Genomic DNA, 21,660 nt, shown 5'->3' with positions numbered 1-21,660 from the left:
CCTATGTCACCCCCTTGCTTCTCCATCCAAGTTCGTAGCTCAGGTCACGTATGGTGATGCACTTCCTCCTTGGACTGGAATAGCGTGACTCTTCCAGTATGACCTTCTCCCTCTCAGTGTACTCTTTAGGCACTCCAATGTGCACCGTGACGCGCTTGAGGGCTGCCTTGCCACGAGGTGCGGGATACGGAAGCATTCCGCGTATCACACGTCTGACCATCTTGTCTGGTCGGCGATGATGAAATGGGCCCTTCTGCGGTTTGTATGAGGTTCGGATGTTGCGCCTCTCCTTGTATATACTGATGACTGTGTGTCTGTCACCCGTGATAATTGCCTTCTCTGCGTTCACAATCACGACTCTGTTTCCCATCAGTGCCGCTCTTGCCGCCTTGGCAGCCAGCCTGCCGAGTATGATGCGGTCAGCATCGAACACTATCTCTCTCTGTTCGCTCATGTTGAACACCTCATGTAATTATGGTGACCCCACTACCCTTAGGCACCCGCGTCACGAGCTCGTCGATTGTGATGAGCGAGCCTCCTGCGGCGACAATTGTTGCCCGAGCTGAGGCAGACGCACTCAGCGCGGCTACAACAACCTTATGGGTAAGCACACCGGCACCGAGAACCTTGCCCGGCACCACTATCACATCACCGTCATTCGAGTGACGTTCTATCTTTCCTAGGTTGACTACAGCACGCTGTCTGGTTGGGCGGGAAACCAGCTCCGCAACTCTCTTCCACACTCTTGCGTCGTTCTTGGTAGAAGCCTTGCGGAGCGCATTGACCAGAGCGCGCACGTTGGGGTCTGTTGAACCGGTCCTGACCATTGATGATTTCCACTCCTATAGTGTATTGGCAAAGTCAAGGGCCACTCTGATTCTCTCTTTCAGTATCTCTGCTGCTCTCTCCACGATCTCCTCTGGAGGAAGAGCTCCCGTGGACTCAACCTTGAACAGGAAGCTGTCCTCTTTGGGCTCAATCGTGATGGCTCCCGGTTCGCAGGCCCTTACGCACATCTCACAGAGTGTGCAGTTGAGAACATTCTGCGTGGAGACGGTCTTGCCATCAAGCGACAGGATTCCCCTAGGACAGACCTCTACGCACTCCGCACAGCGGTTGCACTTCTCGTCGTTGATGCTTACAATCGGCACATACTTGTAGGCTACTGTTGCAACAGGTTGAAACTTCGCATGTTCCAGACCAGTGCCAAGCCTTGCATATGCCTCTATGATCAGCCTCTGGTTGGGAGCTAGCTTAACAAGAGGGATGTCACCTGTGGCTGGAACCACCTTCGGGTCTTGTGAGGACAAGTCGCGAGAATATACGACTACCTCTTGATTGCCCGCCTCCTTCTCCAGTGTCAGTGTGCACTGACAGAGAGAACAGCCCTTTCCTTCGCACTCACACTCGCTGGGCAGATTGTAGTCTTCCAGCGGCGTGACGAGTGGAACCAGACCGAGGCGATGCGCAAGAATCTCATCGTACATCACACTGGTGTTCTCAAGGACGAGCACCTCATGTATCGCCATCGCGGGGAGTCGGGTAAGCATCGTCCGCCGGAGCGCGTTTGCGAATGCCACATCGACTCCCTCGATCAGGAAATGTATCAGGTCCTTATCCTTTCGAATGATAGTGATTTCCAAGGTGTCCTGACCTCGAAGGTAAGATTCTCACCCAAAAGACACTAATCCCGGACGGACTCGCCAGATTCCCATAGCTGGGTTTCCAGCTCACTCGCCCGTGTCCTGGGCTTGTTTTGCTTTCCTTGCACCGAATAAAAGCCTTCCCCTATTGACAGGAGTACTGCAGCTAGGCCGCCACCTGCATCATCTCACGGATGCCTTCGAGCAGGACCCTGTAGCCGTGCACTCTCTGTTTAGGGTCGATGGCCACCATCCCGTATGTTGGGACACCGAGCAGGTCCTGTACTGACTCAGGCTTCAGAGACCCCGGTATGTCCTGCTTGTTCGCTATGGCGATGATCTGCCTGCCCGTGAGTTTGTCCTTGTATTTCTCCATTATCTGGCGCGTCTGCAGAACGGCCTTCGGAGTGCTCTCGGTCACTATCACGACCATACTGCTGCCTTGTAGAAAGTCCGGCCACAAGAACTCAAAATGCGACTGACCGCCCATCTCCACCAGTGTCACCTTGGTATCGGCATCAATGGTTATGGTGCCGCAGTCCATTCCTGCAGTTGGACGATAGTTTGTCTCCGGTTTCTGGGTTCCATCAGTCAGGAGTCTGATTAGGGTCGACTTGCCTGCAAAGCCCGAACCCATGAGGGCGACCTTCACATATTGTGTCATTCGGTCAAGCTCCAGTTGGTCGATGTGAAACATGGACTGTCACTCTGGATTTCAGATGTCGTATGACTGTGGTAACACCAGCTGCATGACATGCCACTGACGTCTGATAGAAGCACTTAACTGAGACACGGGAACGTCCTCTGTGAGCTGATTTGATGTCCTATCATTGTCCGAGTCAAGTCATTGTCGAGGCTGGAGGCCTCAAGAGGCTATCACAGCTCACCTCTGGCTATGACACTGTGACCTGTGTGACCGATGAGGGGTTACTCCGCGACTACCGGGGGCAGCTCGAGTCTCTGCTATCTGTGACTCCCAACTGGGTCAAGGTGTCGGACGACCCGGAGGCGCATACACCCGGCGGTATCAATGGGGTTGTCATCGGATTTGGTGGGGGCCGCAGCATCGACACAGCCAAGCTCATAGCGACCGCCACAGGCCTCGACTGGATATCGATCCCAACAGCGGCGTCACACGATGGAATTGCCAGTGAAGTCGCCTCGGTAAGCCATAATGGCTTCAAGTACTCGAAGAAGTGCAAGACTCCCATTGCTGTCGTTGCAGACTTGGACATCATCTCGAGGGCTCCCCCCCGTCTCAACCTGGCTGGGGTTGGTGACATCCTCTGCAAGGCATCCAGTCTCAGCGAATGGAGATTCGCGTATGAGAACTTCGGGGAGTCCTTCAACGAGGACGCCTACAGAGTCACCGAAAACGCCTTGAACAGCGTATTGACTGACGGCAGTCTGGAAGTACTGGTGCGGGCTGAGATTGACGCAGGACGGGCGATGTGCATTGCTGGTAGCTCAAGACCGTGCTCAGGCACAGAGCACTCCATATCTCATGCGATGGAGCGGCGAAATCATGACCTACACGGTATGCAGGTCATCTTTGCAACTCCGCTGTGTCTACACTATCTGGAGGAGCGTGGATATGCCATACAGTCACAGGAGAGTATTCACAAGCTGATGGAATCACGAGGGTTGCCCACCTCTCTGAAGGCCATGTCAATGACCCCAGGGCTCTTCTACGAGTATATCGTTCATGCACTGGACCTGATGGAGCGACGCGAGCGCCACTCGATACTTGCTGGTGTTGACAAAGCAAGTCTGATGCGAACCATAAGAACACTTTACTGACAGCGCCCGGCGGTTAGTTCGGCAGTTTTAAAAAGCGACATCCCGAGAGCCATTGGGATGCGACCACTCAGGACGCATTCCATTACCATACCAATGACGTGAAAACAGAGGTAAGACCAAATGCCTAAGCCGAGTTTTGTCGACTGGGAAGCAACTGAAGAACTCCAGAAGAAAGCACTTGAAGCGCTCGAGTCTGCGAAGGACACTGGCAGGATCAAGAAAGGTATCAATGAGGCCACGAAGTCAATCGAACGTGGAATCGCAAGACTGGTCCTGATTGCAGAGGATGTGGAACCCCCAGAAATCACCATGTACCTTCCTGGGCTCTGCGATGACAAGAAGGTCCCCTACATCTTCGTCAAGAGCAAGAATGACCTTGGGACCGCCGCAGGAGTAGAGCGCCCCACGGCCGCGGTTGCAATCATAGTTGAAGGAAAGGCAAAGGACCTTGTCGCTGATGTAGTCGACAAGATTGCAGGGCTTCGCAAGTAAACCCTTGTGAGGGACTCCCATGACCGAAGAGAAAGAGCCGTCAATACCAGCCGAAGTGATTCAGCTGCTGGGTCGCACTGGCGTGACTGGTGAGATCACACAGGTTCGCGTCAAGATTCTTGACGGAAGGGACAAGGGCAGAGTTCTGACAAGGAATGTCAAGGGCCCTGTTCGTATGGGTGACATCTTGATACTGCGAGAGACAGAGCGTGAGGCACGCAAGACGCGGAGGCGGTAGCGGTGGTTGGGACACAGAAGTGCGTTTTCTGCAGCAAGGACATCGAACCCGGTACGGGAATGGCCTTTGTCAGGACAAAGGATGGTGCCGTATTGTGGTTCTGCTCCAACAAGTGTAAGGTGGCAAGCCTCGACCGGGGGAAGAAACCCCGCGACACCAAGTGGACTGCGGGCTACGAGAAGGGTGGCAAGGCTGCCCGGGGCTGAGCGACCGCCTACTCCCAGTGAGTGAATGCACAGAGGTGGCCGCTGGGCCACCTTGCCATCTCACTTACTCTTTTCGATCTCTTCTCGGATTGAAGTGACTATCGCTGCGGCCAGAGACTCTATCTCCTTGGAGCCTATGCCCTTGGAGTCCTTCTTCAACAGGTCCACAAGCGACTTTACGACATCTTTCGAGGCATCACGACTCTTGATGGCAGTGCTGATGACCTCCCTGATCTCCCGTGTGAAGTCCACTCCTGAAGACCCGTACTTCTTGACGTATGCACGTGCGTCATCCTCGGCTCTATTGGACTCCTCAACTCCGCCATGTTCCAACCAGAGTTCTATCTCATTTGTAGCAGTCTCTGCACCATCAGATGCGTGTGCAATGTTTATCCCTGACCATATACCATAGCGCCCTCTCAGCGAGTCCGGGGCCGCCTTCTGCACAAAGGTCGCACCCAGCGCGTCACGGACCCCTTGAATCACGTTCTCACCCTCAAGAATCATCACAAGAACCCGTGCAGATGTTATGAAGTCGACAAGCCAAGGGAAGAACGGCTTGTCCTCATGCACCGCATAATGAAGCTCTGCCAGTGACCTTGGGACCTTCATCTCCTTGAACGCGCGAATCTTGAATCCGCGGTCCATGAGCGCTTTGACTACAAGCGCACCCACAGTCCTTCTGACTGTTCCGTCGGGCTTAATAATTACAAGCGACTTCTCCATTATGAATCACCGCGTTCGTCAAGAGCGTAGCTTGACCCTGTTACGTCATGGGCCGCCTTCTGGGACGTCTATTTTAGAATGTCGGATGCTAGCGACTCTGCAGAAGTCGAGTCCGGAGTCGGTAGAGGAAACAACATTGCCTGATATGCACAAGTACGGAATTGAATGCCCCCCTGCGTCAGCCTCTGCCATGCGGTGACTGGTCATGACAACTCATGCGGCAGAGTCGATGCTAACGACAGTTTCATAAATCCGCGGGGCGTGCCCGGTGCGTGTCTGCTTATGAGGTGCGCTCCATGTCTCAGCCGAAATCAGGTCCAACCGGCAGGCTCCGTTCACCAATCGTAACCATCCTGGGCCACATCGACCACGGCAAGACCTCGCTGCTCGACAAGATGCGAGGAACCGCAGTCCAGGAGCGTGAAGTGGCTGGAATCACCCAGCACATCGGCGCGTCATTCTTTCCCACTGAGACACTCATCTCCATATGTGGTGACCTCCTAAAGACCATAAGGACTCAGCTGGCCATCGAGGGCCTCCTATTCATTGACACTCCCGGACATGAGGCGTATCTCAACCTCAGGAAGCGCGGAGGAGCAATTGCAGACATAGCGATACTTGTCATCGACATTACTGAAGGCCCTCTGACGCAGACATATGAGTCGCTAAAGATACTCAGGTCCGGCAAGACACCCTTCTTGGTGGCAGCCAACAAGCTGGACAAGATTCCCGGATGGAAGCACCGACCAGGGATGAGTCTGGTTCAGTCGATGAGCGCGCAGAGTGTCTCAACACAAGGTGAGGTGGACCGACGCATCTATGACATCGTGGGTGCTCTGTCAGCCAATGGGGTGCCCTCCGAGAGATTTGACCGCATTCAGGACTTCACCAAGAACGCGGCGATTGTCCCAACCAGTGCGAAGACAGGGGATGGCATTCCTGAACTGCTGATGGTCCTTGCAGGTCTCACACAGCAGTACATGAGAGACCGCCTGAGGGTTTCCACTGGTCCGGCAAAGGGTGCAGTGCTCGAAGTCCGAGAGGAGACAGGTCTAGGGGTCACACTCGACACCATCATCTACGAGGGCGTCCTTCGCAAGACCGATACTATTGTCGTTGGAGGCCTAGAGGAGCCCATCGTTGCCAAGATTCGCTCTCTTCTTCAGCCACGACCACTAGATGAGATTCGCGACCCGAGAGAGAAGTTCTTGCCAGTGTCGGAGGTTCACGCTGCTGCCGGCGTCAAGATAGTGTCTCCTGACATCCATGGGGCTGTGGCGGGAGCACCCGTATACGTGGTTGAGGACCTCTCTCTGGTTGAGGAAATGAAGAAGAGAGTCAGGGATGAGGTGTCCTCAATTAGGATTCAGCGCGACTCGTCCGGAATCGTACTCAAGACTGACACTCTTGGCTCGCTGGAGGCGGTGACTCAGTTCCTTCAGGAGCGAAAAGTGCCCGTTCGAGTGGCGGACGTGGGCACCATCGTCAGACGTGACATCCTTGAGGCTCGTGCTGCTGGTGACACCGACCCGCTCAATGCCGTCGTTCTGGGGTTCAATGTCAAGCTCGCACCCGAGGTCGAGGAACTCGCTGCGGAGTATGGAGTCGAGGTCTTTGTCAACGAGGTCATCTACAGACTGTACGACGAGTACAACGCATGGCTCATCGTCAAGCGGGAGCAGGTAAAGGCCGACTCACTGGCCAGTATTGTGAGGCCTGGGAAACTGCAGCTGATTCCCGACTATGTCTTCCGTCATAAGAACCCCGCCATTGTCGGGGTCCGCATCCAAGGCATCCTGAGGCCAAAGGTGTCTCTAATCACATCCGACGGAAGAAGAGTGGGCACTGTGCTACAGATACAGGACCGTGGCGTTGTCATCGAAGAGGCCACCGACGGCATGGAAGTCGCAGTCTCAATTAGGGGCCCCACAATCGGGCGACAGGTCAAGAACAATGATGTCCTCTATACTGAAGTCCCCGACAAACACATCCTCGCAATACGAAGAAAGTTCCACGAGGACCTATCTCAGTCTGAACTCGATGTCCTAGAAGAGATTGTCCAGATCAAGAGGGCCTCCGGCTCCCTCGTCTAGTCCTGACGATAGCTTTAATTCAGTCATTCCCACTGGACATAAATGCGACGGGTAGGGCCGGGTCGTTTGCCACGACCTGTCACCGGTATGGCAATAACCGGGGCCAGTAACCGACATCGAGGGTGAAACGGAACCTCGGTGGGTCCAGTCGCATGACGATGATGAGCAGTCTCTGGAGTCCGTCACGGCGACAGCAACAGTTGAAGGACCGTTGCAAGTCTGCTCAGACTGCCGAACCAGGTCAGGCCCGGGAGGGAACAGCCTTAAGGCAGAGTGATGGAGCCCCAGAGGGTGCTGCTCAGAGAAGGGCACTGATTTGCCCGCCGACTACCGACATCCGGAATCAAGGAGCCGTCGCACCTCCTGCTCACTCGCCACCTCACCTGACTTCATGCGGCTTCACAAGGTTTATGAGATGAGCCGCAGGCGAGTTCTGACAGCCGGGATTTCCTAGCATGGTAAGGAGCCAGCCTGCTAAGTTGGTGCCCACAAGGCGCGAGGGTTAGGTTGGTGAGGCATCCTCACGGCCCCCGAACAAATCCCTCTCCCGGCGCCATCTATCTCTAATCCTATCATCTGTCACTGAGATTTCCTCGCAGTTCCTCTTCTTGCGCCCATCCACCATTGTGTATGGTGTCAGGTATGACTAGGAGGTCCCATGTTTGATGACGGACGACTGTTCTCGTTAGGTACTGAACAGAACCGCGTCATGTGGTCATAGTAGCCCACTGGTGAATGCCTGAGTCTTCGTGCCTCAATAGACTGAATCGTCAGCGGCGTCTTGACAAGAGTGTCGGCATGAGCTAGCCTCTTGTGAAGAGTCTGACGCCACAGAATGGGCACAGGAACACCTTCTCGTCCATCGGTCGAGCATTGGACAGATCGAATGACATACCGCAGTCCGGGCATCGATAGACGCCAATGCCATCAGTAGTCTCTGCAGGTAAGGCATGCAGACGCATCTCTTCGAAGGCGCGTTCGTCCGCTCCACGGTCTACGCGTGCGAATGGACATCCACGAGCCCACTGGAAGGTTATACAGATGAGGAATATGACCATGGGAGGGACGACCCAGAATGCAAGCCAGTACTCGAATGACATTAGGGATACAATTGTTAGGATTGCGACCCCCAGTACCACTGCCATGACGAATGTGCCCCATGCACAGCACTGCTTCGTGTCGTTGCCGGCGTCACCGCGATGGGGGGTCTCATCCATCATAGATATCCCCCCGGATAGGTCTCTGAAGGAGGTCGTGTTGCACTCCTCACTCGCCGAAGATGTCTTACGAAGAACAGCACGAAGAAGAGTGCGACCGCGGAGAGCAATAGCATGACCACTGGGCTGAGTATTGAAGGGCTGGAGAAGAGCAGTATCGAGCCCGGCGAGAGCAGTAGAGTCAGCAGGACAATGAACGACACCCGTCTGTTTCTCGGTTGGTCTTCATGCACACTCATTGCTCTCTCGTGACTGCCTGAGCGCGGAACCATATTACCTCTTCGCCCGTTGATGCCAGAGGACTGAACAAGGAGTCCACGGAACTGCTTAAGAGGAGTCGTACCAATATGCTCGCCGGCAGACAAAAGTGACTCAGCCTAACCCGTCCCATGTTCGAGCCGGTGTCCTCGCTGCTCGTGTCCTCAACGAGGCCTGCAAGGAGGTCAAGCCGGGCGTCAAGGTGTCCACCATCTGCAGTCTGGCTGAGAGAAGGACAATTGAGCTGGGTGCACGTCCAGCCTTTCCATGTAACGTGTCAGTTCAGCATATTGCGGCCCACTACACTTCTCCAAAGAGCGACACATCGGTGATACCTGAGAGCGGTCTCGTCAAGGTCGATGTGGGAGCTCAGATTGATGGCTACATTGCAGACACCGCACGAACAGTCGACTTGGACGGCACTCTTGAGGGCCTTGTTGTTGCGACGGATGACGCGCTCAACGAGGCAATAGCTGTGATGGTCCCCGGCAACACGCTTGGTGAAGTTGGCCGGACAATCGAGAAGGTGATCAGGGCATATGGCATTGTCCCAGTCAAGGAACTCTCTGGGCACAGTATGTTGCAGTACAAGCTTCATGCAGGAAAGAGGGTTCCCAACGTGCACACCCACGACAGTACTCCGATTGAGGTCGGTGAGTGCTATGCAATCGAACCATTCGCAACGAGCGGCATTGGTATTGTTGACAGCAAGAACACCTACATCTTCTCGAACACGGATGTTGATAGACCCTTGTCGGGAGTGACTGAGAAGCTAAGACTTCACCTTCGGAAGAAGTACGGACCCTTCCCGTTTGCATCCCGTTGGGTGGGCACGTCAGACAGGTCCATCAGTGTGGAAGCGGAGTTCAATGCTCTCCTGCATGCAAAGGCGATCCGTCCTCACCCAGTCCTTGTCGAGAAGAAGGGAAGACCTGTGAGTCAGTCTGAACACACGGTCTTCATCACGGAGGAAGGCCCCCGGATACTCACAAAGGCAGGTTAGAAGGTGGTCTTGTCCCTCTCGTCCTCTTCTTTCACTATGTAGACGCCCTGTACGGTCATTGACTGGCCGCACTTCGGACATGGGGCTTGAACAGGTTTCAAGATGTAGTCCCCCTTCTCGAAGTTCCGTATCTCCTTGAAGTCACAGCTCTTGCTGTCGCACCTTATCTCTGTGATTGTGGGTGGTGGTGGTTTCTGTTCTCGCGTCTGTCGACCCGCGGTAATCATACTGAACCCCAAGGACAGCACAAAGAGCCCCAGAAAGAACCAGACCATTGAGAGTGGAGCATCACTGCTACTGCCGTACATGAGAATGACTATGCCAGTGCCGGAGAATATGGCGCCAATTGCCTTCGATAATATCCCCATTCAGTTCACCTCAGAGCCCAATCCCCATTGTGTTACCAATGCCCGCCAGTATTATCCTGTCTCCTGGCTTGGTCCTCTTCGCAATCGAGTCCTTTATCCTCTCGATGACCTCTGGTATCGCATCGAGTACCTTCTTCTGCATGATGCCAACCGCTGCAGCCTCGTCTTGCTTCACGACTATCGCCTCAAGAGCAATCCCATTCTGAGTTGCAACATCCTCAATCGCATGCTTCTCAGGCCCGGGGTCTCCTATGGCTGCGCCAGTGCCTTCTGAGACCCTTCCCAAGTCCTCGCCCTCCAGCTTCAGCGCTGCATCGACTGTTATGATTCTGGAGAACGCTTTCGGGTTCTCCTCGACAATCTTCCTGATGGCAAATCCGGGCTTGCCGACCGTTCCACCCGGCCCTGTTGCCCTGACTGCGTAAACGCTCCGTCCGTCAACCCCAATGGGGTAGTAACCGACCTCTCTGGTCACCTCGTGTACATAGTTTTCTGGAGTCCCTCCATACTCCCTTGCGAACTTGGTCACCACCAGTGGACCAATGCCGTCTCCAATTGGCTTTCCCTCTGCGAATGCGTCAATTGCATCAAAGTATGCCTTTGCAAGCCTCAGCAGTTCCGGCATCTGCATCTGAACCTGCATGATCAGTATCTGGCTTCCTGTCTTCTTTCCCAGCAGATAGAAGTGTCTGACAATCCTGTAGATCAGACTCATCACCTGCGATACCTCTAGCGTGTTCTCGAGATTCTGGTCTGTAGTGCTGTCCGCCTCAGGAGCAAGTTCCCTGACAAACTCTTGGAAGCGGTCACGTCGCTCGTCAAGAAGATGGTCGAGTCTCTTCAGGATACCCGCAGGGTCAAGGTCGACGGGCATGATCGTGAAGTAGTCCAACCACCGGTCCAGTCCTGCTGCTACCTCTTCTTCAGACTTTCCAAACGCCTTGAATGTGTTGATTGCCGTCTGTCGAGACTCTATGGCCATCCGCCTGAGTTCAATCAGACCCGCCTCAATCTGCTTCAACCACTGCCACATCTGGATCTTTGCGCCGTAGAGGCTGAATATGACTATGAAGGCAAAGAACGCCAGGTTAATGACCCAACTGAACTCGTTGGGCTCTGTGCCGAACTGCATCTGTATCAGCCGCCCCTCACTCAGTTATGCTTTAATGGTTTCTATCAAGGTCATAGATTGCTGACCCATTCGCATTCTCAATGGATGATAAGAAGAAAGTGGCAGCTTGTGGGCCTGTCACGGGCTCGCGCACCGCACATTTCCCACAACGGTCGCCGGCCTTAACTTCGGAGATCGGAACGGGATCCGGTGAACCCCGGCGCCTATGGCCGCCATCGAGTCATCATGCCCTCGAACGTGTTTTAAACGTTACTCTGTGTCACACTCACCGCTTGAACTGCATGACGTCACTCTGTCGACGAGGTGCTTGTACTGGTGAGTACCATCGCACCGTCGGCGCCCACGAAGACGCTGTGTTCGGCCTGTGCGACCATGCCGAGCTTCCCTTCAACAAGGACGGGGTATTCTCTCAGTGCTCCAGCATTGACCAGTTCCCTGATGGCGGCGTCCACATCCACTCCGTCGACTGCAAGCCATCTGGATGCCCAAGGCAGACTGCCGAACCGCCGACGCGCAACTGTGTAGACGCTGCGGGCCTCTGCCCTCAGTCTTCGCCAATCTGTCTCCATGTTGGAGAAGATGTACGCCTCCGCGGTCATCCTTACGGTACCATCCCCATCAGTAGCAAAAGGCTCGATTGCATAGGTCTCTCCCCGTAACACCTGCTGACCGGAGCTGGTCGCGATGTTGGGAACGCTCTTCCCTGCGTGAAGTACGCCCCGCTTCATCTGATGCCCTGAGAGCTCGTATACAGGTCTGAAACCGTTCCGCTTAATACCTCTCTCTATCACTGCCCCGATGTCGCCAAGTCTAGCTCCTGGGCGCATTGCCTCGATTGCTTCCTCCAGCGCCGAGGATGAGGCGGCGACAAACTCCTCGTAGGAGCCATCGATGTCCACAGTCGTGGCTGTGTCCGACAGGTATCCTCTAACACTTGCTCCGATGTCTATCTTGACCAACCCCTTGTCTGGTATGACCGAGGTGTCGTTCCGTGGACTCGTGTAATGCGCTGCAACCTCGTCTATCGATAGGTTACACGGGAATGCTAGTCCAGTCGCACCATAGTCGAGTATCTTCGCTTCAGCGAGTTTGCAGACCTTGCTGACCTGAACCCCAGGCCGGACTGTCTTGACGACATCCGCAAGTGCCCGTGCAGCTATCCTTCCCGCCTTGACAAGGTCTGGATGTGGTCTTACTCTCATATGCTTTCTACAGAACTGAAGGAGCGCACTCGGGTCTTAAGCCGTTCTCTGGGTGCCACACGTGGTAATACTGAAGGGACAGGCGTTCTGTTTCGAAGTCCATACGTATCGGTGTTGTGGTCGATGCCTGTACCCATCCACCAACTCCCAACGTCCTAGCTTCAGACTACAGTCCGGCTCAGCTGAGCTGTGTCGTGTTGGGCTGTGTCGGCATCGACCCTCCTGTCAATGTGCGAGACCAGGGTGACCCATGTCTCATCTCAGGGCTGTCGCCCAGATCGTACGAGTCCGTTGTGGCTCACTGTGTTTTCTTGACAGGACCGGTCCGGGCTGTGAGCCACCCCTTGCGCAACACGTCATTGCATTGCTCGGTGCGCCCTCGTGAGTGGATATCTATCTCCCGAACCACATGACGTCTACTCGCACACCGTTATTAGTGTTTTCAAGTGCATCAACGACATGTTAAAATACGCTCTGACGTGATGACAGTCAGGAGTGCCGAGACTCTTTCGGCACAGCATGAGTATCTTCACATCATTAGTTCACATTCACTGGCGCCGCGGACTTCTGGACTCAAAATGACAGACGAGTCGTCGGATGCCGCCACGCTTGAGTTGGACTTCACCATTCACAAGATTACCACATCACCACCATCACCCAAATTCACAGGGCGTGACCTAGAGTCTGTAGTAATGAGTGATTCATGTGCCGATGTAATGTGAGGGGACAGGAACAGTCCCTTAAAGGCGTACTTGGTTGAAGGGCGACTCGAACGCGGGGGAAGCGGGAGCCATTCAAAGGAGAAGTGCATAGACATAGGAACAGATTTCGACGAGGGTGCTGCGAAGTACGTCATTCGCGCACGCATTGAGATTGACGGTGTTGTTGACAAGCCTGATGTTGTTGGTGCCCTGTTCGGACAGACGGAGGGGCTACTTGGCGAAGACCTGGACCTCCGGGAGCTTCAGCGCACAGGACGAATTGGGCGCATTCAGATTGCTATCAAGTCCGAAGGTGGACACAGCAAGGGCGAGATTGTGATCCCCGTGTCACTGAACAAGACGGCTACTGCGATACTCGCAGCGACTCTTGAGACTGTGGACCGTGTGGGCCCATGTACTGCGAAGGTGACACTTGACAAGCTCGAAGACATCCGGGGTGCCAAGCGACGCCGGGTTGTCAGCCGAGCAATAAGCATTCTAAAGGGCTGGGAGGAGGAGGTATCACCTGGCACTGAGGAGATTGCCGACGCGGTGTCGAAGGGGAGCCGGAAGACTGTCGCAAAGTTCGGACCTGACAAACTGCCAGCAGGGCCGAGTCTTGAGGAGAGCGATGAGATCATCATTGTTGAAGGTCGGGCCGACATCATCAATCTGATGAAGAGCGGCATCAACAACACAGTTGCCGTGGAAGGGACGAATGTTCCAAAGTCGGTCATCGACCTGACCAAGAAGGTCAAGACGGTCATTGCATTCCTCGATGGTGACAGGGGCGGCGACTTCATTCTCAGAGAGTTGATGCAGGTCGCCAAAATCGACTATATTGCAAGGGCTCCTGAGGGCAAGGAGGTGGAAGAGCTGACCCGGCGCGAGATTCTCAAGGCACTTCAGTCAAAGATTCCCGCTGACCAGGCGCTGGCTCTGGTCACTGACAAGCGGACCGCAGCACCTCCGAAGAAGAAGCACTTGCTGAGAGGAGCACCCCCGGCGACCCACGAGCGTCGGGAGCCTCCTGAGAGTGCATCATCAAGCGCTGAGGCTACTGTCACACCGAAACCGGAACGAGTAAGCATTCTTCCGCGTCGAGGCAAGAGCACAGTCACTGTTGACCCGGCCTTCTCGTCACGAATCCCCAGTGTCCGGGAGTCTTTTCGCGCGGTGCTCTTCGGGTCCGACAAGCAAGTGATAACAGAGTGCGGCGTCGCAGAACTGGCCAAGACGCTGGAGTCCCAAGACAATGTCCATGCTGTTGTCTTCGACGGGGTTGTCACCCAGAGACTTGTCGACATTGCATCTAAGAAGAACGTTCAGTATCTGATTGGTGCTGCAATGGCGGACCTCGAGAACAGGCCCCCACTGCTCAAGGTCCTCACTTTCGACGATGTGGCCTCCTGAGTGTACGATTGACGAGTGATTGAACGTCGGACTTGGGACTCCTGACCATTCATTGTCAGTTCGACAGGGTCTGACAGGGAAGTCCTGCCGCTCCTCGGAGATGGCACTGGGGTCACTCCTCGAGGTCAGTTGATGTCGAGTTGACCTTGGGACTCATGTGTCACTGCAGAATCGCATGAGCACCACCTTGTGTAGTCCAAGACTCTCCAGCTGTGCGGCAGCTGATGCAAGTCCGGGAGTATTACTCACAATTATGTCGTTGTGAGTACGAGCTTCTGCCGGCGTACAAGGGTGTTCTGATTTGACCTGTATCCTCGACACCATTGAGAGTACAAGTGAGGTGAATCTCTCACACGACCCATTTGAGAGGATAATTGGCCAAGAACACGCCGTATGGCTCGTCAAGACTGCTGTAAGACAGCGGCGGCATGTGCTGCTATGCGGTCCTCCTGGGGTTGGCAAGTCGATGCTCGCAAAGGCTGCATACTCGCTCCTTCCACCTCCTAGCGAGGAAGTATTGCTCAGGCATGACCCGGAGAACCCTGAACGTCCAAGGGTCGTGGTTCGAAGACGCAAGATCCAGACGTCAAGTCCGTCAGTTCTACAGCCTGACGAGACATTCTACGTTCGTCCTGAAGACCTCCCTCTGGAAGTCGGTATCAGAATGGGGTATCGCTGTCCTGCGTGCGGCAGTCTCAGTCTGCGGGAGCAGGGCGTATGTATCGAGTGCGGTGCGTCGAAGCGGAGTACGTGGGACGACGACCATGCATATCTGGGCCTCTTCAGGGCCCTAGATGTGATCCAAGAACGTGCTGAACAGGAACTCGCCATCCGCGACCCTGACACTGGTCGACTCACAGTATTCCGAAGCGACTGCGGTAACACTGTCAGGGTCACACGACATCGCGAGTCTGCCGAGATGTCCTTCTCACACGACGCACAGGGGGAACGCACCCTTGTCGGTCTGAACACACCCCGGTTCGTGCGAGTGAGTGGTTCCAGCCCTGTGGAGTTGCTGGGGGATGTCAAGCACGACCCCTATGGGAGTGCAGAGTCCATGGGTCAAGCAGCGTACTTGCGAGTCGTTGCTGGTGCAGTACACGAAGCACACGAGGGAATAGTCTATGTCGATGAGCTGGCCGCCCTGGGACCTTATCAGAAGCACCTGCTCACTGCAATGCAAGACCGGAAGTACCCCATCACCGGACACAACCCCCACAGCTCAGGTGCATCCGTGCGTGTCGACGATGTGCCTTGTGACTTCCTGCTGTTTGCAGCCTGCAACATCGACGACCTCCCTCGAATCATCCCTCCCCTCAGGTCCAGGATACGTGGCTATGGTTATGAGATAATGCTTGCCTCGTGGTTCGAGAAGACCCCGGCACACATTGACGACACAGTGCGATTCATTGCGGAGACCGTAGTCGAGGACGGACGCATCCCGCACTTCACTGTGGAGTCGGTCTGTGAGATCATCAAAGCATCCGAGGACATGGCTCTCAGGCTAGATGGGCGTCCGAATGCACTTACCCTGCGCCTTCGGGAGCTAGGAGGTCTGGTCCGGGTCTCTGGAGACCTGGCTGCTCAGCAGGAGTCCGACTATGTGCTTCCATCCCATGTTCGACAGGCCATTGCTCTCGCGATGCACATCGATGCACCTTCCACATCCTCTGGGGCTAGTACCCCGGCTCGAACAATCGAGCCATCTGATGACTACGGAAGCTATTTCTTCTAAGGGTTGTCAAGACGCCTGATGCCACAATGAAGGTCATGAAGCGCGACTTGAAAGAGGGCAGCATCACACTGCAGGTCGACACCCTTGACGATCTGTGGCACCTCTATAACATAGTCAGTAGCGGGGACAGAGTGGTGTCACGGACAGTGCGCCGGGTCCGTGTTGGCGATGAGGACAGTCGGAAGCAGGAGAGTGTGCGACGACCAATGACTCTCGTACTGCTTGTCGACGACGTGTCTTTCCACACCTTCTCCAACAGAGTTCGTATCAAAGGTACGATACTCGAGGGACCGTCGGACTTGGTCAGCATAGGATCACATCATACGTTCAACGTGGAGCCGGGCAGCGTTCTGACAGTCAGAAAGGACCACTGGCCAGAGTACCTGCTCAAGCGAATCACCGAGGCGGAGAAGGAACGTGCGAGTGCGGTCACGCTCCTAGTCACAATCGAGGACGGTAGTGCTGAGCTCTTCTTGGTGGCAGACTTTGGATTACGTGAGGCTGTGAGCGTCAGGACAGACATATCCCGTAAGCGTGGCGACCAGAAGGCCTTCGACTCGACAATGGAGGAGTTCTTCTCAGATGTTGTCAGCGCAGTGCGGTCTCAGCTGGAACAGCACCAAATAGGTCTGCTTGTGATTGCAGGACCGGGATTCGTCAAGGAGCACTTCGCGGAGTATCTCAGGAAAGCAAGCATAAAGTCCCTCCCAACTCTGATTGTGGAGGGTACCAACAGCATCGGCATTCCGGGAGCCAAGGAACTCCTGTTCCGGGGCATCATCTCGAAGACTGTCGCGGAGCTCAAGATTGAGACCGAGACCCAACTCATCGAGGAGCTCATCACCCATGTGGCGAAGAACGACGGACTCGGCGCATATGGTGATGCGGAGGTTGAACAGGCCGTCCAGTACGGCGCAGTAGCGCACCTGTTAGTGACTGACCTGCGCCTCAGGGAGTGTTCTGCTGAACAGCGTCGTTGGATTGACCGACTGATACATGATGTGGAGAAGACGCGCGGCACCTTCCATGTGGTGTCGACGGAGCATCCAGCGGGGGACCAGCTTCACAATCTGGGAGGAATTGCCGCGGTGCTCCGCTTCAAGGTGCAGTGAGGTCACAGAGGCTCAAACAGGGTCTGGAACCGGTCCCATGTCGGGTACTCCTGCGCAATCCCAATCTCTATGTTCATCGGTCCCGGAAGCGCATGTCTGAGGTCTTCGGCCACCTCTTCAAGTATCCACGGTGCTATCTCCAGCCTGCTTCGAATCTGGTCAATGTTGATCATCTCTCTGGGCACCTGGAGTCCCTCGGTGAGGACTCGGCTTATCGTTGAGAGTTCCTCTTCTGACAGGCTCTTGCCGTGAGGTGCTCTCACGACACCGAGCACTAGCAGAGGCTCAGTGTCATCGGCCACCTCGAACTCTCGTCTGGTCCGCTCCATTCTTCTTTGCAGTCTGTTTCGCATCTGAACACTGTCCTTGAATCCTGCCGAACAGTAGTGGACCGTCAGTCGTCTCAGTCCAGTCGTTGCCCACTCTAGAAGACTCCTTGCATCTCTGGCGCTGCCCTCGATGCTTGCACTGTCCATGCTGGCCAGCCGCATACCCCGTTCGGTCATACGGGCGAAGTTGGTCTCACTCGCTTCCAGTTCGTTTATGTTCATGAACGAGAGCCCCATCTGCTCTGCCCTTGAGGCGGCCTCGATGAGGCTGTCAATTCTACCCGGTATCACTGGCAGTTCCAGACCCACAGACATACCTAGTCTGACTGCAGCCTCGATAGCACTCCAGTCTGAGCACTGGGGATGAAAGCGTATCTCATCCAGCCCCGCCTCCTTGAGCCGACGCATCACACTCTCATCCGCATCAGACTGAGAGGTGTATAGATGGATGTGGAACTCCTTGCCGTTCCGTTCCTTCAGGAGGCGTATGAAGTGTTCAGTCCGCTCCAGACGGCAGAGCGGGTCGCCGCCGCTCATGCCTGCTCCTTCTGCACCAATGGCCTCCGCCTCGTAGAGGACATCATCATCCGTCGAGACTGGCAACTCATCTGCAAAGATCAGGTCTCTGCCAATCTTGCGTTCAGAAACGGGACAGTAGAAGCACGAGCTGGTACACAAGCCCGTTACGAAGAGGACCAGCTTTGACCCACGAGTGCACAGCTGACAACCCTTGGGAAGACTCCCGACAAGCATGCCCCCTCGCTGCAGGCTCTTGATTACTCTGACCATCTTTCATCGGCCGTCCATTCTTAGTTGGATAAGGCTGGACACTGGAGTCTTGTCGCTCCCAAGAAACGGCACTGGGGTCACTCCTTGAGGTCTCATGAACCGTCGAACCGACCTCGGGATTCCTGCGACCGAACAGATGCATATAAGCACCACTCTGTGTAGTCCAAGGCGGTCCAACTTCGCGGCAGCTGTTGCTAACCCCTTCTCTTCATAGTCCGCCTAAGGGCGGGGTCGCGGTCTGCTAGGGCATTGGCGGTCTCCTCGAAGTTCTCGTCCTCCGTCAATGTGTGGGTCAGGTATACTCCCGTCCTTCCGACGGCATCCCGTCGCGTCAGTACCCTCACTCTCTCCTCTGCAATACCAACACCGACGCCAATCCTCTTGGCGACGAGATGCTCATATCCGATGACTCCACTCTCCGTGTGTCCCGTGACTGTAGGCTGAATCAGGAGAAGGCGCTTGTCAACACCCGGAACCCGTTCCTCCTTTCGAATCCCCTCACTGTCCAGTACTCCACCCCACTTGTAGAAGTCCAGCTCTCTACTCATCATCCTGAAGAGCGGAAACGAGATGACCGTCCTGTCATCGACGTGTATGTGCCCCTTCAGTACCGAGGATGGAGTTGCTTGGACCAGCTCGCGTCTGATGCCGGACCCTACAGCAAGCTCGACTCTGTAGCTTGGGACCAGTGAGAGAATCACAATGTCAATGTCGGAAGAACTCGACACATCACCTCGTGCCACTGAACCATGGACCACCGGTCTCAGTCCGATAGTCTCCAAGTCCTCCATGACTCTGAGCGCGCGCTTTCTGAGTTCGGCCAGTGTGTTCCAGTGGCTCGGCCCATAGTGAACCGTTCGCAGTTCGTGAAGCACCTTTGGCCGCTTGGTCACTATGGTCCACCCCGTAGCTCCTCGAGCATGGCACACGCCTTGCAGACGGACGACTTCGTCGGACTGCCACATATCTGGCACCTGTCGTTAGACTGCATGACCATGTGCTGTCTGAGAGCTTCAGAGAGCGCTTCCGCCGACCTCAACACAGCATACAGAGTGCCCGGCCTCATGTACTCCATCTCGTTCAGGAACCTCCTCAGGTCGTTCCGGAGTGCCTCGTCAGCATACGGACATGGCACATCATGATATGGAATCTCTCTGTGATGAGCATAGGCGACTATGTCGCGTTCGGGTATCTCTATCAGAGGTTTCACTCGTGGAACAAACCCGTCCATGGTGTTGTCGCGCGGACGGTTCGTACGGACCAGCCTCAAGCCATCCCCTCTGATTAGGTTCATGATGACGGTCTGGGCCTCATCATCAAGGTTGTGACCCGTGGCTATGACGTCGGCTTCCAGCTCAAGTGCCACCGCATTCAGCGCCCTCCTTCTGAGAACACCACAGTATGAGCATGCTCCCAGTGTTGACCCCTCCTGTCGATTCCTCACGATGCTGTCAAGGTCCAGTCCGAAGAGCTGGCGGAAGGTCCTGATGACCAGTTGAAGTCCCAGGTCATGGGCGAGCTGGCGGGCTGCCCCGAGTGCTCTGTCCCTGTACCCCTCTATCCCCTCATCTATCGTCACGGGAATGAGCCTGGCGTGGGGGTAGTCTGCTTCAATGGCGACCAGAGCGTCAAGAAGGACGGCACTGTCCTTTCCTCCCGACACTGCTACAAGTATTGTGTCATTCTCTCGGAGGAGCCCCCTCTTGTTGATTGTCCTCTGTACCCTCTGCCGTGTGGTCTTCACAAGACAGCTGGCACAGAGCCGCTCGGCCGTCTGACGGCGCATATAGACTGCCGGGTGGTCGCACTTGGAGCACTGTAGAGCGGATACCATGACTACCTGCTCTGTCAGAGTCCTCTTGATTGTTAAGCCTACTCATCCGACGTAATCAGAACAGACTCTTGCCGGTCATGAAGGTCAGGACAATGCTAAGGACTACAATGAGCAGGGCAAAGAGCCGAATCGGATTCATGATCATCTTGACAAGCCTGTCATTGTCTGTGATCAGCCCAAGTCCGTTCGAGAGGAGCTTGTCGCCGTCAAGAGCAGGAATTGGAAGCAGGTTGAACAGTGCGACTGAGAACAGGATAATGAATGTCCAGACCAGCACCTGCTGCACATGGAACGCATACATCGCTCCTCCGGGTATCCACTCCCATCCCTGCTTGGGTTCCCAGTAGTCCGCCCCGTAGATGCCAATGTACCCTCTTGTCGAGTTTGCTGTCGCTTGAGAGAGGACTATGCTGAAGTTGCCCCGTAGTGTTGCAATGTTCAGCAATGTGTTCGGTCTTGTGCTGTTCATGAAGACCGACAACTCTGCCCAAGTGTCTATTTCCGTGCCGTTCAGGGCGACTATCACATCACCGACCTGAAGCGCGTTCTCTGCCGGGGACCCCGGAGATATCTGGTATACATAGGCGCCGTTAGGTGGATTGAAGCCTATCGACATGAGCCCTGCATAGTTGGACAGGAGTAAAAAGAACACAAATGCCCACACCATGTTTGAGAAAGAGCCTGCGGCAAGCACACGCATTCTCGCCCGTCTTGATGCCTTCTGCTCGAAGACCTCGTCATCTGGCTCAACGAACCCTCCAAAGAACACGAAGAAGAACAGGATGCCTGAGCTCTTGATTGGAATGTCGTCTCTGGATAAGGCGAGGCCATGAGCGAACTCGTGGGTCAGAAGGGTTATGGCCAGACCGATTATGATGTAGATGACCGGCAAGCCTGTTACCGTGACACCGGGTATTATCGGGACGACGCCACCCGCCTCCTCCGGCAGTATGAAGAACTTGACCAGATTGTCCAAGAAGAGATAGAATCCCCCCACCATTCCAACGAAACCGATGATGATTCCGACATTGAAGACCCACTGAGGCATTCTCTTCCCCACTCGAGTCAGCACTGAGTTCAGTCTCTGGGTCCTTATGAGAATCGCCAGGGGTGTGTTCGCGTCGAGTCCTCTCTCCCCTAGCCTCTCCAGTCCAATCGCCCGTGCAACAATGTATGCCACTATGTATACCATGAGAATCAGCCAGAGAATGACTACTGGGTCCATTATCACACCAAGACTCCACAGGGGTTGGCTTCGTGACATGAGGGGGCGTGTTATAACGGTTGTGAAGAGTGCCTGTGGACGACGTCCGAGTCAAGTTGCAGCGCATCTCCTTTCCGAAACCCTCATAAAGCGAACTTGGACCGC

General features: G+C 55.1%; 23 protein-coding genes, 1 tRNA gene, 1 rRNA gene and 1 other RNA gene. 11 read left to right on the top strand and 15 right to left on the bottom strand.

The window, feature by feature from the left end; genetic code table 11:
* Nucleotide 1 precedes the first annotated feature (1 nt).
* The 4 genes from HXY34_13595 to HXY34_13580 all read right to left on the bottom strand — a co-directional run bounded on the left by HXY34_13595 (nt 2) and on the right by HXY34_13580 (nt 2,307).
* On the bottom strand, nt 2–454 hold the full coding sequence (locus tag HXY34_13595) for a 50S ribosomal protein L13 (GenBank protein NWF97167.1): 453 nt from the start codon (nt 452–454) through the stop codon (nt 2–4).
* A 10-nt stretch (nt 455–464) separates the two neighbouring features.
* A complete protein-coding gene (locus HXY34_13590) occupies nt 465–827 on the bottom strand; it encodes a 50S ribosomal protein L18e (GenBank protein ID NWF97166.1) in 363 nt (120 codons plus the stop codon).
* Nucleotides 828–842: 15 nt separating this feature from the next.
* Nucleotides 843–1,643 carry a DNA-directed RNA polymerase subunit D gene (locus HXY34_13585; GenBank protein NWF97165.1) on the bottom strand — a complete coding sequence of 267 codons (801 nt, stop codon included), beginning with the start codon at nt 1,641–1,643 and terminating at the stop codon, nt 843–845.
* Nucleotides 1,644–1,809: 166 nt separating this feature from the next.
* Entirely contained in the window at nt 1,810–2,307 is a 498-nt protein-coding gene (locus tag HXY34_13580; GenBank protein ID NWF97164.1) for a 50S ribosome-binding GTPase, read from the bottom strand.
* 155 nt (nt 2,308–2,462) lie between these two features.
* Between HXY34_13580 and HXY34_13575 the strand changes: the two genes are divergently transcribed.
* The 4 genes from HXY34_13575 to HXY34_13560 all read left to right on the top strand — a co-directional run bounded on the left by HXY34_13575 (nt 2,463) and on the right by HXY34_13560 (nt 4,379).
* Complete coding sequence (locus HXY34_13575) at nt 2,463–3,443, top strand: iron-containing alcohol dehydrogenase (protein ID NWF97163.1); 981 nt, start codon at nt 2,463–2,465, stop codon at nt 3,441–3,443.
* A 120-nt stretch (nt 3,444–3,563) separates the two neighbouring features.
* The gene (locus HXY34_13570; GenBank protein ID NWF97162.1) at nt 3,564–3,935 is read left to right on the top strand and encodes a 50S ribosomal protein L7ae; all 372 of its coding nucleotides are present in this window, start codon (nt 3,564–3,566) and stop codon (nt 3,933–3,935) included.
* A 19-nt stretch (nt 3,936–3,954) separates the two neighbouring features.
* Nucleotides 3,955–4,173 carry a 30S ribosomal protein S28e gene (locus tag HXY34_13565; GenBank protein ID NWF97161.1) on the top strand — a complete coding sequence of 73 codons (219 nt, stop codon included), beginning with the start codon at nt 3,955–3,957 and terminating at the stop codon, nt 4,171–4,173.
* A gap of 2 nt (nt 4,174–4,175) precedes the next feature.
* Nucleotides 4,176–4,379, top strand: coding sequence for a 50S ribosomal protein L24e (locus tag HXY34_13560; GenBank protein NWF97160.1), 204 nt, complete (start codon nt 4,176–4,178; stop codon nt 4,377–4,379).
* Nucleotides 4,380–4,439: 60 nt separating this feature from the next.
* Here HXY34_13560 and HXY34_13555 read toward each other — a convergent pair whose 3' ends face one another.
* Nucleotides 4,440–5,105, bottom strand: coding sequence for a nucleoside-diphosphate kinase (locus HXY34_13555; GenBank protein ID NWF97159.1), 666 nt, complete (start codon nt 5,103–5,105; stop codon nt 4,440–4,442).
* Nucleotides 5,106–5,401: 296 nt separating this feature from the next.
* Between HXY34_13555 and infB the strand changes: the two genes are divergently transcribed.
* The 3 genes from infB (at nt 5,402) to HXY34_13540 (ending at nt 7,754) form a co-directional block, all read left to right on the top strand.
* Nucleotides 5,402–7,198: a translation initiation factor IF-2 gene (gene infB / locus HXY34_13550; protein ID NWF97158.1), complete on the top strand. Its 1,797-nt coding sequence runs from the start codon at nt 5,402–5,404 to the stop codon at nt 7,196–7,198.
* A 45-nt stretch (nt 7,199–7,243) separates the two neighbouring features.
* Nucleotides 7,244–7,555: signal recognition particle sRNA (ffs, locus tag HXY34_13545), an RNA gene on the top strand.
* A gap of 82 nt (nt 7,556–7,637) precedes the next feature.
* Nucleotides 7,638–7,754: transfer RNA gene (locus HXY34_13540), tRNA-Ser, on the top strand.
* 247 nt (nt 7,755–8,001) lie between these two features.
* On the opposite strand, the gene HXY34_13535 is transcribed toward HXY34_13540, so the two are convergent.
* Nucleotides 8,002–8,418: a hypothetical protein gene (locus HXY34_13535; protein ID NWF97157.1), complete on the bottom strand. Its 417-nt coding sequence runs from the start codon at nt 8,416–8,418 to the stop codon at nt 8,002–8,004.
* The gene (locus tag HXY34_13530; GenBank protein NWF97156.1) at nt 8,415–8,654 is read right to left on the bottom strand and encodes a hypothetical protein; all 240 of its coding nucleotides are present in this window, start codon (nt 8,652–8,654) and stop codon (nt 8,415–8,417) included. Before HXY34_13530 ends, HXY34_13535 begins: the two co-directional genes overlap by 4 nt.
* A 128-nt stretch (nt 8,655–8,782) precedes the next feature.
* Between HXY34_13530 and HXY34_13525 the strand changes: the two genes are divergently transcribed.
* The gene (locus tag HXY34_13525; protein ID NWF97155.1) at nt 8,783–9,676 is read left to right on the top strand and encodes a type II methionyl aminopeptidase; all 894 of its coding nucleotides are present in this window, start codon (nt 8,783–8,785) and stop codon (nt 9,674–9,676) included.
* Here the strand turns inward: HXY34_13525 and HXY34_13520 are convergent.
* The 4 genes from HXY34_13520 to HXY34_13505 all read right to left on the bottom strand — a co-directional run bounded on the left by HXY34_13520 (nt 9,673) and on the right by HXY34_13505 (nt 12,378).
* Nucleotides 9,673–10,044, bottom strand: coding sequence for a hypothetical protein (locus HXY34_13520; protein NWF97154.1), 372 nt, complete (start codon nt 10,042–10,044; stop codon nt 9,673–9,675). The genes HXY34_13525 and HXY34_13520 overlap by 4 nt on opposite strands.
* Nucleotides 10,045–10,054: 10 nt before the next feature.
* The gene (locus HXY34_13515; protein ID NWF97153.1) at nt 10,055–11,176 is read right to left on the bottom strand and encodes a DUF1512 domain-containing protein; all 1,122 of its coding nucleotides are present in this window, start codon (nt 11,174–11,176) and stop codon (nt 10,055–10,057) included.
* A gap of 96 nt (nt 11,177–11,272) precedes the next feature.
* A 5S ribosomal RNA gene (rrf, locus tag HXY34_13510) occupies nt 11,273–11,393 on the bottom strand.
* Between the two features lie 70 nt (nt 11,394–11,463).
* Nucleotides 11,464–12,378, bottom strand: a complete 915-nt coding sequence (locus tag HXY34_13505; protein ID NWF97152.1) for a type II methionyl aminopeptidase — start codon at nt 12,376–12,378, stop codon at nt 11,464–11,466.
* An 809-nt stretch (nt 12,379–13,187) separates the two neighbouring features.
* Here HXY34_13505 and HXY34_13500 point away from each other — a divergent pair.
* From HXY34_13500 to HXY34_13490, 3 genes are all read left to right on the top strand, one after another.
* Nucleotides 13,188–14,492, top strand: a complete 1,305-nt coding sequence (locus HXY34_13500) for a DNA primase (protein NWF97151.1) — start codon at nt 13,188–13,190, stop codon at nt 14,490–14,492.
* A 301-nt stretch (nt 14,493–14,793) separates the two neighbouring features.
* Nucleotides 14,794–16,227, top strand: coding sequence for an ATP-binding protein (locus HXY34_13495; GenBank protein NWF97150.1), 1,434 nt, complete (start codon nt 14,794–14,796; stop codon nt 16,225–16,227).
* Nucleotides 16,228–16,253: 26 nt separating this feature from the next.
* Nucleotides 16,254–17,339, top strand: a complete 1,086-nt coding sequence (locus tag HXY34_13490; GenBank protein ID NWF97149.1) for an mRNA surveillance protein pelota — start codon at nt 16,254–16,256, stop codon at nt 17,337–17,339.
* 2 nt (nt 17,340–17,341) lie between these two features.
* On the opposite strand, the gene HXY34_13485 is transcribed toward HXY34_13490, so the two are convergent.
* The 4 genes from HXY34_13485 to HXY34_13470 form a co-directional block, all read right to left on the bottom strand.
* On the bottom strand, nt 17,342–18,457 hold the full coding sequence (locus HXY34_13485; GenBank protein NWF97148.1) for a radical SAM protein: 1,116 nt from the start codon (nt 18,455–18,457) through the stop codon (nt 17,342–17,344).
* 194 nt (nt 18,458–18,651) lie between these two features.
* The gene (locus HXY34_13480) at nt 18,652–19,350 is read right to left on the bottom strand and encodes a nucleotidyltransferase domain-containing protein (GenBank protein NWF97147.1); all 699 of its coding nucleotides are present in this window, start codon (nt 19,348–19,350) and stop codon (nt 18,652–18,654) included.
* Complete coding sequence (locus HXY34_13475; GenBank protein ID NWF97146.1) at nt 19,350–20,291, bottom strand: TIGR00269 family protein; 942 nt, start codon at nt 20,289–20,291, stop codon at nt 19,350–19,352. The genes HXY34_13480 and HXY34_13475 overlap by 1 nt, the downstream gene beginning before the upstream one ends.
* A gap of 55 nt (nt 20,292–20,346) precedes the next feature.
* Nucleotides 20,347–21,516: a site-2 protease family protein gene (locus tag HXY34_13470; protein NWF97145.1), complete on the bottom strand. Its 1,170-nt coding sequence runs from the start codon at nt 21,514–21,516 to the stop codon at nt 20,347–20,349.
* Nucleotides 21,517–21,660 lie beyond the last annotated feature (144 nt).

The sequence above is a fragment of the Candidatus Thorarchaeota archaeon genome, assembly GCA_013388835.1.
Classification (GTDB): domain Archaea; phylum Asgardarchaeota; class Thorarchaeia; order Thorarchaeales; family Thorarchaeaceae; genus JACAEL01.
Note: the sequence above shows the minus strand (reverse complement) of the source record. Positions and strands in the feature narration are given on the sequence as shown.

Excerpts from the sequence above, each read along its gene's own strand:
- HXY34_13530 (NWF97156.1), bottom strand. The coding sequence starts at position 8,654 with ATGAGTGTGCATGAAGACCAACCGAGAAACAGACGGGTGTCGTTCATT.
- HXY34_13475 (NWF97146.1), bottom strand. The coding sequence starts at position 20,291 with ATGGTATCCGCTCTACAGTGCTCCAAGTGCGACCACCCGGCAGTCTAT.
- HXY34_13580 (NWF97164.1), bottom strand. The coding sequence starts at position 2,307 with ATGACACAATATGTGAAGGTCGCCCTCATGGGTTCGGGCTTTGCAGGC.
- HXY34_13595 (NWF97167.1), bottom strand. The coding sequence starts at position 454 with ATGAGCGAACAGAGAGAGATAGTGTTCGATGCTGACCGCATCATACTC.
- HXY34_13575 (NWF97163.1), top strand. The coding sequence starts at position 2,463 with ATGTCCTATCATTGTCCGAGTCAAGTCATTGTCGAGGCTGGAGGCCTC.
- HXY34_13515 (NWF97153.1), bottom strand. The coding sequence starts at position 11,176 with ATGCAGTTCGGCACAGAGCCCAACGAGTTCAGTTGGGTCATTAACCTG.
- HXY34_13490 (NWF97149.1), top strand. The coding sequence starts at position 16,254 with ATGAAGGTCATGAAGCGCGACTTGAAAGAGGGCAGCATCACACTGCAG.
- HXY34_13590 (NWF97166.1), bottom strand. The coding sequence starts at position 827 with ATGGTCAGGACCGGTTCAACAGACCCCAACGTGCGCGCTCTGGTCAAT.
- HXY34_13570 (NWF97162.1), top strand. The coding sequence starts at position 3,564 with ATGCCTAAGCCGAGTTTTGTCGACTGGGAAGCAACTGAAGAACTCCAG.
- HXY34_13555 (NWF97159.1), bottom strand. The coding sequence starts at position 5,105 with ATGGAGAAGTCGCTTGTAATTATTAAGCCCGACGGAACAGTCAGAAGG.
- HXY34_13565 (NWF97161.1), top strand. The coding sequence starts at position 3,955 with ATGACCGAAGAGAAAGAGCCGTCAATACCAGCCGAAGTGATTCAGCTG.
- HXY34_13505 (NWF97152.1), bottom strand. The coding sequence starts at position 12,378 with ATGAGAGTAAGACCACATCCAGACCTTGTCAAGGCGGGAAGGATAGCT.
- HXY34_13535 (NWF97157.1), bottom strand. The coding sequence starts at position 8,418 with ATGATGGATGAGACCCCCCATCGCGGTGACGCCGGCAACGACACGAAG.
- HXY34_13470 (NWF97145.1), bottom strand. The coding sequence starts at position 21,516 with ATGGACCCAGTAGTCATTCTCTGGCTGATTCTCATGGTATACATAGTG.
- infB (NWF97158.1), top strand. The coding sequence starts at position 5,402 with ATGTCTCAGCCGAAATCAGGTCCAACCGGCAGGCTCCGTTCACCAATC.
- HXY34_13485 (NWF97148.1), bottom strand. The coding sequence starts at position 18,457 with ATGGTCAGAGTAATCAAGAGCCTGCAGCGAGGGGGCATGCTTGTCGGG.
- HXY34_13520 (NWF97154.1), bottom strand. The coding sequence starts at position 10,044 with ATGGGGATATTATCGAAGGCAATTGGCGCCATATTCTCCGGCACTGGC.